The following is a 13,763-nucleotide window of genomic DNA, read 5'->3' as shown; positions in this document are numbered from 1 at the left end:
CGCCGGGCATCTACCGTGACTCTCGCGCAGCCGGGTGGAACTGTCCAATGAATTGTTGAAAAACGGTTTATAAGCAACTTAAATAATGCTCAGCCCCTTTTGCTCGCCGCCTACTCCGGGAACCGCCCCATGGACCTGAAGCACATCCGCACTTTTGCCGCCGTGGCCCGTGAGGGCAACCTGACGCGCGCGGCCGAGCATCTGCACCTGACCCAGCCCGCGCTCAGCCTGCAGTTGAAGAACTTCCAGGAATCGCTGGACCTGACCTTGTTCTCGCGCACCGCCCAAGGCTTGGCGCCCAATGCCGACGGCCGCGCGCTGCTGCCTTCGGCGCAGCGCATCCTGGACGCGCTGGACGACTTCCAGCGCGCCCTGGGCGCCCTGCGCGACACCGTCCAGGGCGATCTGCGCATTGGCACCATCCTCGATCCGGAATTCCTGCGCCTGGGCGCCACGCTGCAATACCTGGTGGAGCACTATCCCAAGATCCGCCCCACCCTGCGCCACGGCATGTCCGGATCGGTGGCGAAACAGGTACGGGCGGGCGAACTGGACGTGGGTTTTTCCCTCGGCCCGCAAGGACGTGACGCGGCGCCCGCCGGGCTTGAAGCAATGCCGCTCGCCTCCTTCGCCTATTTCGTCGTGGCTCCCAAGGGCTGGGGCGCGCAGGTGGCCGGCCGCGACTGGGCCGCGATCGCCGCCCTGCCCTGGATCTGGACGCCGCCGGATTCGGTGCACCACCGGCTGCTGTCGGACAAGTTCGACGCGCTGGGCGTCGCGCCCAACGCCGTGGCCGAAGTGGACCAGGAAGCGTCGATGCTGGACCTGGTGCGCTCGGGCGTGGGCCTGTCGCTGGCGCGCGACTCCGTCGCGCTGCGCGAATCCCAGGCCAGCGGGCTGGTGCTGGTCAAGGGCCTGGCGATCCAGGCCGAACTCGCCTTCATCACCCAGGCCTCCCGCCGCAGCGATCCCCTGGTCGCCGCTGCCTTCGCCGCCGTCCAGGCGGCGTTTGCCTAGACCGCTGCGCTGCGCCAAACGGGTGCGGCGCCGCACAGGAATATGCACCGCCTTGATGCACGCCGGCCGGGGCGGTGCGACGCGCGACGCGGCCGCAAAAGCGATCCTGAGGCCGCTTTCCCTATGAAGCGCCCGGCGCGCCCACTCGCGCCGCTGACCGCCGGCATCCCTGGCATGGACTTTGCTTGATGATTCATGCGCGGGCCGCAAGGCCGGCGAGACAACTAGAGCAGTAACGGCAATGGCGCCCCGACCGCAAGGTCCAGGGCGCCTTTGCGTTTTCTGAAACCCGAATACCCAAGCCCACGGGGACATCCCATGAAAGTAGCGGCCTCATCCGATTCTCTGCAGACCCTCGTCGTCATCGGCAACGGCATGGTGGGCCACCATTGCGTCGAACAACTCATCGCCGGCGGCGCGCTTGCGCGCTACCGCATCCACGTCTACGGCGAAGAAAGCCGCCGCGCCTACGACCGCGTGCACCTGTCCGAATACCTGAACGGACGCGACGCCGAATCGATGGCGCTGGGCGACGCGGCGCTGTATGAACAGGAAGGCGTGACCGTGCACCTGGGCACGCCGGTGCTGGAGATCGACCGCCGCCGGCGCGAGATCGTGACCGCGCGCGGCCGCGGCGCCTACGACAAACTGATACTTGCGACGGGCTCCTACCCCTTCGTGCCGCCGATCACGGGCGCGGAAGGCGCATCGCGCCTGGTGTACCGCACTCTCGACGACCTGGACCTGATCCGCGCGGCCGCCCACGGCGCGCGCCGCGGCGTGGTGGTGGGCGGCGGCCTGCTGGGGCTGGAAGCCGCCCATGCGCTGAAGTCGCTGAAGCTGGAGGCGCACGTGGTCGAATTCGCGCCGCGCCTGATGCCGGTGCAACTGGACGAGCAAGGCGGCGCGGCGCTCAAGGCGCGCATCGAGGCGATGGGCGTGGGCGTGCACCTGTCGCGCGCCACCCAGGACATCAAGCCCGGCACGCAGTACCGCTACCGCATGCGCTTTGCCGAAGGCGCGCCGCTGGAAACCGACCTGATCGTGTTTTCGGCCGGCATCCGGCCGCAGGTGACGCTGGCGCGCAAGGCCGGGCTGACGCTGGCCGAGCGCGGCGGCGTGGCCATCGACGATCAGTGCCGCAGCAGCGATGAGCACATCTACGCCATCGGCGAATGCGCGGCCTGGAACGGCAGCGTGTTCGGGCTGGTGGCGCCCGGCTACCAGATGGCGCGCACGGTGGCGGCGGCGCTGTGCGGCAACGGCCTGCAGACATTCAGCGGCGCCGACATGTCCACCAAGCTCAAGCTGCTGGGCGTGGACGTGGGCTCGATCGGCGACGCCCACGGCGCCACGCCCGGCGCGCGCAGCTACCGCTACATCGACGAAGCCGGCGCCGGCTACCGCCGCCTGGTGGTGTCCGCCGACGGCAAGCGCGTGCTGGGCGCGGTGCTGGTGGGCGACAACAGCTACTACGACACGCTGCTGCAATACGTGCAGAACGGCATCGCGCCGCCCGCGGACCCGGCCAGCCTGATCCTGCCGCAGGGCCAGGGTGCGCCGCTCCTGGGCGTGGATGCGCTGCCCGCCGCCGCCACCATCTGTTCCTGCCATAACGTGAGCAAGGGCGCGGTCTGCGCCGCGATCGACGGCGGCTGTGCCGACCTGGCCGCGGTCAAGGGCCGCACCAGGGCGGCTTCCGGCTGCGGCGGCTGCGCCAGCCTGCTCAAGCAGGTGGTCGAACACGAACTGGCCAGCCGCGGCGTGGCCGTGGACAAGAGCCTGTGCGAACACTTTCCCCACACCCGCCAGGAGCTGTACGCCATCGTGCGCGTCAACGGCATCGAATCCTTCGACGAGCTCCTGGCCAGCCACGGGCGCGGCCAGCAGGGTTGCGACATCTGCAAACCCGCGGTGGGCTCCATCCTGGCCTCGTGCTGGAACCGCCCGATCCAGGATCCCCATCTGGTGCCGCTGCAGGACACCAACGACACCTTCATGGCCAACATGCAGAAGAACGGCACCTATTCGGTGGTGCCGCGCATACCCGCGGGCGAGATCACGCCCGACGGCCTGATCGCCATCGGCGCGGTCGCCAAGAAGTACCAGCTGTACACCAAGATCACCGGCGGCCAGCGCATCGACCTGTTCGGCGCGCAACTGCACGAGCTGCCGGAAATCTGGGCGGAACTGATCGCCGCCGGGTTCGAGACCGGCCATGCCTACGGCAAGTCCACCCGCACGGTGAAGTCCTGCGTGGGCAGCACCTGGTGCCGCTATGGCGTGCAGGACAGCGTCAAGATGGCGCTGGACATCGAACACCGCTACAAGGGCCTGCGCTCGCCGCACAAGCTGAAGTTCGCAGTATCCGGCTGCACCCGCGAATGCGCCGAGGCGCAAAGCAAGGACATCGGCGTCATCGCCACCGAAAACGGCTGGAACCTCTACGTCTGCGGCAACGGCGGCATGCGCCCGCGGCACGCGGAGCTGTTCGCCACCGACCTGGACGACGCCGCCCTCATCCGCACCATAGACCGCCTCTTGATGTTCTACATCCGCACCGCCGACAAGCTGCAGCGCACCTCGGTCTGGCGCGAATCGCTGGAGGGCGGCCTGGACTACCTGAAGCAGGTGGTGCTGGAGGACAGCCTGGGCCTGTGCGCGGAGCTGGAAGCGCAGATGCAGCTGGTGGTCGACCGCTACGAATGCGAATGGGCCAACGCGCTGAACGATCCGGAAAAGCTCAAGCGCTTCCGCACCTTCGTCAACGACGCCAGCGCCGACCCCGGCATCCGGTTCGTGCAGGAACGCGGCCAGCCCCGACCCGCTCCCGCGCGCGTCATCGCCATTACCGAGGAGATTGCCTGATGGACGCCCTGATCCACGAATCCCAAGACTGGCGGCCGGTTTGCCGGCGCCAGGATCTGGTGCCAAATTCCGGCGTGGTGGCGCTGGTGGATGGCGCGCAGATCGCCTTGTTCTACGTGCCGCAAGCCGCGGGCGACGGCGTTTATGCGATCGATAACCGCGACCCCAAGTCTGGCGCCAACGTCATCGGCCGCGGCATCGTCGGCCACGTAGGCGGCGAACTCGTCGTGGCCTCGCCGCTCTACAAGCAACACTTCCGGCTCGCCGACGGCGCGTGCGTGCAGTACCCGGAGCAACGGCTGCGGACCTGGCGGGCGCGCTTGAACGGCGATGCGGTGGAGATCGCCTGAAGCGCAAACGCCTCCGGCTCAGCCCAGCCCGATGCGCCGGGCGCCCGTCCTGAACAGCGCCTCGGCATCTCCGGCCAGGCGGAAGGCCGCCAGGAAGTCGTCCACGCAGTATGAGGGATGCGTCTTGCGGATCGCGGCCAGCAGGCCGGAGGTCTCATCGTCCTTGCCGGCTATCGCCAGGCAGCAGGCTGCGATCGCCAGGATGTGCACATGGGCGTTGGGGCGGGCCGCCGCCTTCAGCGCCCAGCCGGCAGCTTCCTCGAACCGGCCCAGGCGTACCAACGCCAATGCGCGCACGGCCAGCATGCCGAACAGCAGCGGGTCGTACGGGCTCAGGTCGCGCGAATGGTCGGACGAGCCTATCGCGGCCTCGGCGTCGCCCGACTGGCAATGGACGAAGCCCAGGGTGTAGTGCGCCAGGGCGAAATTCGGGCTCAAATCCACGGCGCGCGTCAACTCGGCCAGCGATTGATCCTGGCTGCCGCGCAGCCATAGCGCCCGGCCCATGGCCCAATGCGCCGCCGGGTCGCGGTCATCGGCGATCAGGCCCTGGCCGGCGGCTTCGAACGCCATGTCGACGGCCGGCGCCTGCTCGCCCCAACGCTGGAACGCGTCCTGCCAATGGGTGAATGACAAGCCCGCGTAGGCCCGCGAGAACGTCGGATCGAGCCTCAAGGCCATCTCGAAAAAGTGCCGCGCCTGCTCGTTGTCGGCGCGGTTGAAGCGGTACATATGCCACAGGCCGCGGTGATGGGCCTGCCAGGCGTCCAGGGAGTTCGGCGGCTTCAGAATGGCCCGGTTGCGCTCGGCGGCCTCGATTTCGATGTCGATGGCGGCCACGATCCGGTTGCCGATTTCGTCCAGGGCCAACAGGGCATCGTCCAGCTGCCGGTCGTAGACGTCCGCCCACACGATGCGCGCGGTCCGGGCTTCTATGAGTTCAACGGCTACGGCGATGCGGTCTTGCCGGCGCTGCAGCCACCCGCTCACGACATAGTCCACATTGAGCGTGCGGCCGGCCTCGTCGGGTCCCACGTTGCGCTGGTCCAGCGCGAACACCGTGCCTTGCGCTATGACGAACAGGCTGCGCAGCTTGGCCAGCCGGGTGATGATGTCATAGGCCAGGCCATCGGCCAGCCCGCCGCGCACGCCGGCCTGCGCCGAGCGGTCCACGAAGGGCATCACCGCGATCGACGCGCGGCCCGCGCGCTCCGCGGACGCCGCCTCTGACGCCGCTCCTGGCGCCGCCTCGAGCCGCGGCGTCTCGCTTGCCCGCCCCCTCAGATTCCGCCACGTATCGCGCAAGGGCCGCCAGTCCAGCCCGTCCGCCTCGAAGGCGCGGACCGCCGCGGCCAGATGCTCCTCGCCTTCGCGCCATTGGCCGCGCTGCGCCAGCAAGCCCAGCAGCAGCTCATGCGCACGCCGGTCGAAGGGCGCGAGCTGCAGCCACTTATCCAGGCAGGCGAAGGTATCGCCCGACCCTGCCGGAAGGCTGGCCGCCAGATGTTCCAGGACCGCGGCATGGCAGGCCCTCAAACGCCGGCGCTGCGCGGTCAGCCAGTTGTTGAAAAAGGGGTTGCGGTCGATCTCCAGCCCCTCGAGGAAATCGCCCGAAAACAGCGCGGCCAGCGCTTGCAGCCGCCCGCAGTCCAGCTGGGCGATGCCCTGCTGCATCGCGCTGCCGATTTCGATGGCGTCGACGTGGCAGTCGACGAGGTCCAGCCTCACCGTGTCCTGCACGGTCTCCACCCTGCGCCGGCCGGGCTCGTCCAGCAGAGTCCTGGCCTTGCTGAGACACCAGCGCAGCTCGCCGCGCGGATCGTTGGGAACGTCCCACAGCAGTTCGCACAGATGCGCGCGTTGCACGGGATGCGGGGCCAACGCCAGATAGGCAATGAGCGCGCGCAGCTTGCGCGACGGCGGCAGCGCCAGGGCCGTGCCCGCCCGGCTGATCGCCATGGGTCCGAGCAGGCGCAACCGAACCTCGCCGCCGGGGACGGAACCGGACGGCTGCGCGGGGCCGGCCGAACCCTCGGCCGATTCCACGCCGGCTACCACGCCCGCCTCCATGGCCCGCTCTTAACTTGGATTCCGGGAAGCACGGCACACGCAAACCCGCGCGGCGCCGGTTGCGGTTCCCCGGCAGGCCCGCATCGTGCACTGCCGCATACACAGAGCCTTAACGGAGACAGACCATGTCCATTTCCTCCCTCGCCACCAGCCCCGTGCGCGATTCCGCGCAGCCCGACCTGGCCGCCTTGAAGACACGCCAGCAGGGCACCTGGGCTTCCGGGGACTATGCCGTAGTCGGCACCACGCTGCAGATCGTAGGAGAACAGCTGTGCGAATCGCTGGACGTCCGCGCCGGACAGAAGGTGCTTGATGTCGCCGCCGGCAACGGCAATGCCTCGCTGGCCGCCGCCCGCCGCTGGTGCGATGTCGTTTCGACCGACTATGTGCCCGCGCTGCTGGGACGCGGCCGCGAACGCGCCGCCGCCGAGCACTTGAAGATCGAATTCCAGGAAGCCGACGCCGAGGCCCTGCCGTTCCCGGATGGCGGATTCGACGCGGTCGTCTCGACCTTCGGGGTGATGTTCACCCCCGACCAGGACCAGGCGGCCGCCGAAATGGTCCGCGTCTGCCGCGCTGGCGGCAAGATCGGCCTGGCCAACTGGACGCCTGACGGTTTCATCGGCCAGGTCTTCAAGACCATCGGCAAGCATCTGCCGCCGCCCGCCGGGGTCAAGTCGCCGGCGCTGTGGGGCACCCGGGCGCGCATCGACGAAATGTTCGGTCCGCATGCCTCGTCGATCCAGGCCGAGCCCCGCCACTTCGTGTTCCGCTACCGCTCCCCGGAACACTGGCTGCAGGTCTTCAAGACCTACTACGGCCCCCTGCTCAAGGCGTTCGGCGCATTGGACCCGGCGGCGCAAGCCACGCTGACCAGCGACCTCATGGCGCAAATAGACCGGTATAACCGCTCTGGCGATGGCACGATGGTCGTACCCAGCGAATACCTGGAGATCGTGGTGACGCGCCGGTGACCGGACCTTGATGCCTGGCTTGGGCCGGTCCGGGCCATCCACGCGGACAGCGGACGGGAAGCGATCCATGGCGCAACGCCTTCACGGCCGCCCGCGGAATGGCCCGGGCGGCCGATGTAGAGCAACCATACGATGAGGTAGGCAATGGCGTGCCGGCCATTGCCGGACGGGGTGCGAGCCCTTATGCGGAATCATACGCCCGCCATGGCTCGCGCGCCGCTATAGCGCCGAGGCCAGCGCGTACTCCATATACAGCTGCCGCAGCTCGCGGCACACGGGTCCGGGCCGGCCCGTGCCGATGGGCTGGCCGTCCAGCTCGATGACCGGCAGCACGAAGTGCAATGCCGACGTCAACACCAGCTCCGTCGCCCGCCGGCATTCGTCCAGCGTGAACTTGCGTTCTTCCACCGCCACCCCGCGCTTGGCGGCCAACGCCAGCACCGCGGCGCGCGTGCAGCCCGGCAGTATCTCGCGCGACAAGGGCCGCACCACGATCCGTCCTTGCGCATCCACCAGCAGCGCGCTCGACGACGAGCCTTCCGTCACCACGCCGTCGGCATCGACCATCAACGCCTCGAACGCGCCCGCGCCCTGCGCGGCCTGCTTGGCCAGCACCTGAGCGATCAGCGACACGCTCTTGATGTCGCGCCGCTGCCAGCGCATGTCCGGCACGCTTGCCACCCGCACGCCAGATTCCGCCAGCGGATTCACGCGCAAGGACTTCTGGCTGACGTACATCATCACGGTGGGCTCGACGTCGGCGGGAAAAGCGAAGTCGCGCTTGCTGTCCGCGCCGCGCGTCACCTGCACATAGACGGACCCTTCGCGCAAGCCGTTGCGCAGCACCAGTTCGCGGCAACGCGCCAGCAGCGTGTCGCGCGGCAGCGGATTGCGGATGCCGACTTCGGCCAGGCTGCGCGCCAGGCGGGCGGCGTGCCGCTCGAACTCCAGCAGCAGGCCGTCGATCACCGCGATCACCTCATAGACGCCGTCGCCAAAAAGAAAGCCCCGGTCCAGCGCCGGGATGACGGCCTGCTCGGCCGGAACAAGACTGCCGTTGATATGGAAAATGGAGGACATGGAAGTTCTTGTGGGTAAGGGAAATCAGTGGCTGATGATGCGGGACAGGAAGGCGCGCGAGCGCGCCGACGCGGCGTTGCCGAAGAACGCCTCGGCGCTGGCGTCGTCGACGATCTCTCCGGACTCCATGAACACGACGCGGTCGGCGACGCGGCGCGCGAATCCCATTTCGTGCGTGACGACCATCATGGTCATGCCGTCGCGCGCCAGCCCCGTCATCACATCCAGCACTTCGCCGATCATTTCCGGATCCAGCGCCGAAGTCGGCTCGTCGAACAGCATCACCACCGGGTCCATGGCCAGCGCCCGCGCAATCGCGACCCGCTGCTGCTGGCCGCCCGAAAGCTGTCCCGGATGCTTGCCGCCATGCGCCGCCACGCCGACGCGCTCCAATAGCGCGGCCGCCTTCTCCAAAGCCTGCGCGCGGCTGCGGCCCAGCACGCTGACCTGCCCCAGGCAGACGTTCTCCAGCACCGTCAGATGCGGGAACAGCTCGAAATGCTGGAACACCATGCCGACGCGGGCGCGCAGCTTGGGCAGGTCCGTGCCGGGCGCGCCGACGTCGGTGCCGTCGACCACGATGCGGCCCGCATCGAAGGGTTCCAGCCGGTTCACGCATTTGATCAGCGTGGACTTGCCCGACCCGGACGGCCCGCAGACCACCACGACCTCGCCGCGCCGCACGCGCAGCGAACATTGCTTGAGCACCGGCAGATCGCCGTAGCGCTTGCCGACCTGTTCGATCTCGATCATGTATGTAGACTCCTCATGGAAACAGCTTCAGGCCCCGATCCGGGCGCGCAGCGCCCGCACGCCGCGCGAAGCGGTGAACGAGATCACGAAAAACACCAGCGCCACCAGCATGTACATCTCCACCAGGCGGTTGTCGCGCTGCGCGATCTTGGTCGCGGCCCCAAGGAAATCCGTGAGCGACAGGACATAGACCAGCGCCGTTTCCTGGAAGATGACGATCACCTGCGTCAGCAGCACCGGCAGCATGTTGCGGAACGCCTGCGGCAGGATCACCTTGCGCAGCACCTGTCCGTGGGTGAGGCCCAGGGCGCTGCCCGCCGCATACTGGCCGTGCCCCACGCTGCCCACGCCTGCCCGGATGATCTCGGAGAAATACGCGGCCTCGAACAGGATGAAGGTAATGAAGGCCGACCCCATGGCGCCCAGCACGATGGGCCGCTCAGCCCCCGTAACCGCCTGCAATGCGTAAGGCAGGATGAAATAGATCAGGAAGATCACCAGCACCAGCGGCAGCGAGCGGAACAGGTTCACATACACCGTGGCGGGCCAGGCCAGCAGACGGCCGCCGTACAGCCGCGCAATCGCCAGCAAGGTGCCCAGCAGCAGGCCGCCCACGGTCGACGTGAAGGTCAGCAGCAGGGTAAAGCGCAGGCCCGACAGGATCAGGTACGGCAGCGCGTCGACGATGGCTTGCAGGTCGAAATCCGTCATGCCCTGCCCCCTTTCGCCGCACGCCCGCCGACTGCGCGCCCCGGAATGCGCAACTTGTATTCGAGCGCCCGCATCACCACGATCACAATCAGGTTGAGCGCCAGATAGGCCATGGTCGCGGTCAGGAACGCCTCGAATACCTGGAACGAAAACTCCTGCATCGCATGGGCCTGGGCGGTCAGTTCCGCCAGCCCGATGGTCAGCGCCACCGAAGTGTTCTTGATGGTGTTCAGGCAATCCGAAGTCATGGTGGGCAGGACCGTGCGCAGCGCATTCGGCAACAGCACGTGCCAGTACAGCTGGGGCAAGGTCAGTCCCAGCGCCAGGCCCGCGTTGCGCTGCCCTTTGGGCAGGGCCTCGATCCCGGCGCGCAGCTGTTCGCCGATGCGCGCCGACATGTACATGCCGATGGCCAGCGCCGCCGTGTAGAAGGACGCGTCGGGCAACTGCTTGATCCAGTCTCCGGCCGCGGCAGGCAGCAGCTCCGGCAAGACGAAGTACCACAGGAACATCTGCACGATCAGCGGGATGTTCCGGAACACTTCCACATAGACGGCCCCCGCCGCGCGCACCCCGCGGTAGGGCAGCGTGCGCGCGACGCCAACCGCCAGGCCCAGCGCCAGCGCGATCAGCCACGCCAGCGCCGCGGTCTTGACCGTCACGCTCAACCCGTCCAGCAGGGTTTGCAGATAGGTTTGCCCGCCATCGGGCGACGGGGCCAGCAGCACGCCCCAATTCCATTGATATGCCATGCTTTTCTCGATGATCAGGCCGCGCGCGGTCCCGGCCCCCGGGGCGGGGCCGCGCATCGGCGTATTGCGGCAGGTTCCGGGCCTAGCGGTAGGCGGCGGGATCGCCCGAATCGGTGGGCGTGGCGACCACGCGCTTGAGCGCCTCGCTCATCGCCACGTTCAGGTTGATGCCCTTGGGCGGCAGCGGGCTGCGGTACCAGCGGTCATACAGCGCCTGGAACTCGCCGCTGGCATAAAGGGCCTTGATGGTGTCGTCCACCAGCGCCTTGAACTGCGGATCGTCGCGGCGCAGCATGATGGCGTAGGGTTCGATCGACAGAGACTCGTCGGACACCTCGTAGCGGTCCGGCTGCTTGGCGTTGGCGATCAGGCCGTAGAGCAGGATGTCGTCCATGACGAAAGCGGCGGCGCGGCCGGTCTCGACCATCAGAAAGCCTTCCGCGTGTTCCTTCACGGGCACGATCCTCATGCCCAGCCCGCGCTTTTCGTTCAGCTCGTTGATCTGGCGGATGTTCGCGGTCCCGGAGGTAGAGGCCACGACCTTGCCCTTCAGATCGTCGACGCTGCGCAACTTGGAGGACTTCTGGCTGAGGAACCGGTTGCCGGTGACGAAGGTCGTGACCGAGAACGCCACCTGCTGCTGGCGGTCCAGGGTGTTGGAAGTCGAGGCGCATTCCAGGTCTATGGTGCCGTTGCCCATCAGCGGAATGCGCGTGGCGGAGGTGACGGGCAGATACTTCACCTGGATGTCGCTGCGCTTCAGACGGGCCTGCACCGCGCTGACGATGCGATTGCAGATGTCGATGGAGTAGCCGACGGGCTTCTGGTTGCCGTCGTAATAGGAAAACGGAATCGAGGTCTCGCGATGGCCGATGGTGATCGCGCCGGTGTCCGCGACCTTCTTCAGCGTGCCGTCCAGCTGCTGGGCCGCGACGGGGCCTGCCATTGCAACCGTCAATGCCGCGATCAATGCCTTGATGGAAAGTGCCATGCTTTTCTCCTTGGGATTCATGTACTTGTGGGGTGCTGCGCAGGACTCGCCGCCGAGCGCGCCCGTCTCCCGGCCGTGGCGGGAGCTTCGGGCGCGGCCAGTCAACGTTGGGTATAGAGGTTGAACACGCGCTCCACCGGCTCTTGGGCTGGTCCCTGGCGGCGCGCATACATGCAGATCTGCATCGGGACGGCGCAACGCCGGTCCTTGATCGCCACGATCTCTCCCGCGTCCACCGACACCCGGGCGCTGGACTCGGGCAGCCACGCCAAACCCACGCCGGCGCTGACCAGCGTGCGGGCGCCGTCCACGAAATCGGTTTCGCAGACGCGCTGCAGGACGGGGCGTTGCAAGAGGTCGCCGCAAGACAGGTCGACCAGCCGCCGGAAATAGGCGCCCTGGGCGTGCGACACATAGGGGTAACGCGCGGCAGAATCGGCGTCGTACAGTGCGGTCTCGTCCACCGGCATCGTGGCGGGGCGGAACAGCCGCAGGAAGTCGGGCTCCATGCCGGTCCGCATATAGGCTTGCGGATCCAGCTGTATGTCTTCCGCGGCGTGGCGAAAGCACACCAGCAGGTCCACCACGCCGGCCGCCAGCCACTCGACCGAATCATGCACATTGCCCACATGCAGGCGCAGCGACTCGACCCCGCTCTCTTCCTTCCAACGGACGCACCAGCCCGGGAAGTGCGAGGTTGCCAGGCAATGGGGCATGGCAACCCTGAGGACCGCACCGTCATGGCCGGTGACGCCGGCCTCGCCGCGCGCATCCACCACCTTGCGCACGATTTCGGCGGCGTTGGAACGGAACTGTTCGCCCGCCGCCGTCAGACGCAAGGGAAAGCAGCCGCGGTCTATCAGCGCGGCGCCCGCCCAGGTTTCCAGGGACTGGATGCGGCGGCTGAACGCCGACTGCGATACATGCCGCAGCTCAGCCGCCGTGGTGAACTGTCCGCATTCCGCCAAGGTCAGGAAATCCTGGAACCAACGTAGATCCATTGCAACCGCCGCGCCGTCAGAGTGAATGCGAGGCAGTATAGGGACCGCGCCCGGCGGGCTTATGCATAGTTTGCATAACGCCCCCGCAGTCAGGGTTACTCCCGACTTTTCCGTCTAGGGCAGGTTTTCCCGGAAGATCACCTGGCTGCGCGCCAGCTCCACCCCGTTCATCGGACTGCGCTTGTCGCGCAGATTACAGAAGATGCGCACGCAGCTCATCAGCGCCTCCATCGGACTTTGCGTGATGACGGCGTCCATGGTGCCGTCGATCAGCAGCGCGCGGGTGTCGGGCGTGAGGCCGTGGCCGATGAAGACCACCCGGTGTTGCTGCCCGGCTTCCTTCAGCGCGCGCGCCACGCCGTCGGACGCGCCGCCGATGTTGTAGATGCCGGCCAGCTGCGGATACTGCTCCAGCAGCTGGCGGGTCTGTTCGTAATTGCGCTGCGCGTCGTCGTAGCCTTCGCGCAGGTCCACCACCTGCATGGCCTGGAACTGTTCGGCGTACAGCTGCAGGAAGCCGCCTTCCCGCTCTTCGTGGGCGCGGTAGTGGCGCGACCCGGCGATCAGCGCCACGTGCGCCGCGCGCGACCCGATAAAGCGTGCGATCAGGTAGCCCGCGGTGCGCCCGGCCGCGCGGTTGTCCAGGCCCACATAGGCCACGCGGGCGCTGTTGGCCAGATCGGAGATCAGCGTCACCGCAGGCACGCCCTGCTGCGCCAGCAGGTTGACGGCCTCACGCACCGCCGGGTGTTCCAGCGCCATGAAGGCGATGCCGTCGGCGCGCTTGCCGTGCTTGGCCAGGGCCTGCGCCAGCGCGTCCGGATTGAAGCTCTCCACGTACTCGACCTGGCACCTGGCGTTGAGCGGCCCGAAGTGCTCCTGCGCATAGCTGACGGTATCGCCCAGCATGCGCAGGTAGCGGTTGCTGCCGCGCGGCAGCAGGAACACCAGCCGCAGGGGCTCGGGCGCGGCCGCCGCGCGGACCTCCTGTTCGGGCAGGTAGTCGAGTTCGATGGCCGCCTTGAAGACTTTCTGGGCGGTGCTGGCGCGCACGCCGGGCCTGCGGTTCAGGACCCGGTCGGCCGTGGCGGTGGACACTCCTGCGCGCTCCGCCACATCGGCCAGACGCGCGAGCTTGCGTTCGGGAGGCATGCGATTCACATCAAAATCCATCATTAATCAGGTTTGACGATATT

At 67.7% G+C, this 13,763-nt stretch carries 12 protein-coding genes; 4 read left to right on the top strand and 8 right to left on the bottom strand.

Annotation, left to right across the window (positions count from 1 at the left end):
- Positions 1-129: 129 nt before the first annotated feature.
- The 3 genes from IB258_RS07430 to nirD all read left to right on the top strand — a co-directional run bounded on the left by IB258_RS07430 (position 130) and on the right by nirD (position 4,235).
- Positions 130-1,017, top strand: coding sequence for a LysR family transcriptional regulator (locus IB258_RS07430; protein WP_054456237.1), 888 nt, complete (start codon positions 130-132; stop codon positions 1,015-1,017).
- A 318-nt stretch (positions 1,018-1,335) separates the two neighbouring features.
- On the top strand, positions 1,336-3,885 hold the full coding sequence (nirB, locus tag IB258_RS07425; protein ID WP_192352342.1) for a nitrite reductase large subunit NirB: 2,550 nt from the start codon (positions 1,336-1,338) through the stop codon (positions 3,883-3,885).
- Positions 3,885-4,235 carry a nitrite reductase small subunit NirD gene (gene nirD, locus IB258_RS07420; RefSeq protein ID WP_054456235.1) on the top strand — a complete coding sequence of 117 codons (351 nt, stop codon included), beginning with the start codon at positions 3,885-3,887 and terminating at the stop codon, positions 4,233-4,235. Before nirB ends, nirD begins: the two co-directional genes overlap by 1 nt.
- Before the next feature lie 18 nt (positions 4,236-4,253).
- Here nirD and IB258_RS07415 read toward each other — a convergent pair whose 3' ends face one another.
- A complete protein-coding gene (locus IB258_RS07415; protein WP_192352341.1) occupies positions 4,254-6,305 on the bottom strand; it encodes a transcriptional regulator in 2,052 nt (683 codons plus the stop codon).
- A gap of 125 nt (positions 6,306-6,430) precedes the next feature.
- On the opposite strand from IB258_RS07415, the gene IB258_RS07410 reads away from it, so the two are divergent.
- Entirely contained in the window at positions 6,431-7,279 is an 849-nt protein-coding gene (locus IB258_RS07410) for a class I SAM-dependent methyltransferase (RefSeq protein WP_192352340.1), read from the top strand.
- Between the two features lie 219 nt (positions 7,280-7,498).
- Here IB258_RS07410 and IB258_RS07405 read toward each other — a convergent pair whose 3' ends face one another.
- From IB258_RS07405 to IB258_RS07375, 7 genes are all read right to left on the bottom strand, one after another.
- Positions 7,499-8,359 (bottom strand): D-amino acid aminotransferase, encoded by an 861-nt coding sequence (locus IB258_RS07405; protein WP_192328487.1) that lies wholly within the window; start codon positions 8,357-8,359, stop codon positions 7,499-7,501.
- A 24-nt stretch (positions 8,360-8,383) separates the two neighbouring features.
- Positions 8,384-9,112 (bottom strand): amino acid ABC transporter ATP-binding protein, encoded by a 729-nt coding sequence (locus IB258_RS07400; protein ID WP_054456231.1) that lies wholly within the window; start codon positions 9,110-9,112, stop codon positions 8,384-8,386.
- A 27-nt stretch (positions 9,113-9,139) separates the two neighbouring features.
- On the bottom strand, positions 9,140-9,823 hold the full coding sequence (locus IB258_RS07395) for an amino acid ABC transporter permease (RefSeq protein WP_054456230.1): 684 nt from the start codon (positions 9,821-9,823) through the stop codon (positions 9,140-9,142).
- Positions 9,820-10,575, bottom strand: coding sequence for an amino acid ABC transporter permease (locus IB258_RS07390; protein ID WP_054456483.1), 756 nt, complete (start codon positions 10,573-10,575; stop codon positions 9,820-9,822). The genes IB258_RS07395 and IB258_RS07390 overlap by 4 nt, the downstream gene beginning before the upstream one ends.
- A gap of 82 nt (positions 10,576-10,657) precedes the next feature.
- Positions 10,658-11,566: a transporter substrate-binding domain-containing protein gene (locus IB258_RS07385; RefSeq protein ID WP_175162228.1), complete on the bottom strand. Its 909-nt coding sequence runs from the start codon at positions 11,564-11,566 to the stop codon at positions 10,658-10,660.
- 101 nt (positions 11,567-11,667) lie between these two features.
- Positions 11,668-12,567: a LysR family transcriptional regulator gene (locus IB258_RS07380; RefSeq protein ID WP_125470654.1), complete on the bottom strand. Its 900-nt coding sequence runs from the start codon at positions 12,565-12,567 to the stop codon at positions 11,668-11,670.
- A gap of 114 nt (positions 12,568-12,681) precedes the next feature.
- Entirely contained in the window at positions 12,682-13,743 is a 1,062-nt protein-coding gene (locus tag IB258_RS07375) for a LacI family DNA-binding transcriptional regulator (RefSeq protein WP_054456227.1), read from the bottom strand.
- Positions 13,744-13,763: the final 20 nt, after the last annotated feature.

Source organism: Achromobacter sp. ACM02 (genome assembly GCF_014851605.1).
Classification (GTDB): Bacteria; Pseudomonadota; Gammaproteobacteria; order Burkholderiales; family Burkholderiaceae_B; genus Achromobacter; species Achromobacter aegrifaciens.
This window is presented reverse-complemented; position numbering and strand designations above follow the sequence as displayed.

Bases quoted from the DNA above. Each gene is read 5' to 3' on its own strand.
- IB258_RS07430 (WP_054456237.1), top strand. From the start codon at position 130: ATGGACCTGAAGCACATCCGCACTTTTGCCGCCGTGGCCCGTGAGGGC.
- nirB (WP_192352342.1), top strand. From the start codon at position 1,336: ATGAAAGTAGCGGCCTCATCCGATTCTCTGCAGACCCTCGTCGTCATC.
- nirD (WP_054456235.1), top strand. From the start codon at position 3,885: ATGGACGCCCTGATCCACGAATCCCAAGACTGGCGGCCGGTTTGCCGG.
- IB258_RS07415 (WP_192352341.1), bottom strand. From the start codon at position 6,305: ATGGAGGCGGGCGTGGTAGCCGGCGTGGAATCGGCCGAGGGTTCGGCC.
- IB258_RS07410 (WP_192352340.1), top strand. From the start codon at position 6,431: ATGTCCATTTCCTCCCTCGCCACCAGCCCCGTGCGCGATTCCGCGCAG.
- IB258_RS07405 (WP_192328487.1), bottom strand. From the start codon at position 8,359: ATGTCCTCCATTTTCCATATCAACGGCAGTCTTGTTCCGGCCGAGCAG.
- IB258_RS07400 (WP_054456231.1), bottom strand. From the start codon at position 9,112: ATGATCGAGATCGAACAGGTCGGCAAGCGCTACGGCGATCTGCCGGTG.
- IB258_RS07395 (WP_054456230.1), bottom strand. From the start codon at position 9,823: ATGACGGATTTCGACCTGCAAGCCATCGTCGACGCGCTGCCGTACCTG.
- IB258_RS07390 (WP_054456483.1), bottom strand. From the start codon at position 10,575: ATGGCATATCAATGGAATTGGGGCGTGCTGCTGGCCCCGTCGCCCGAT.
- IB258_RS07385 (WP_175162228.1), bottom strand. From the start codon at position 11,566: ATGGCACTTTCCATCAAGGCATTGATCGCGGCATTGACGGTTGCAATG.
- IB258_RS07380 (WP_125470654.1), bottom strand. From the start codon at position 12,567: ATGGATCTACGTTGGTTCCAGGATTTCCTGACCTTGGCGGAATGCGGA.
- IB258_RS07375 (WP_054456227.1), bottom strand. From the start codon at position 13,743: ATGATGGATTTTGATGTGAATCGCATGCCTCCCGAACGCAAGCTCGCG.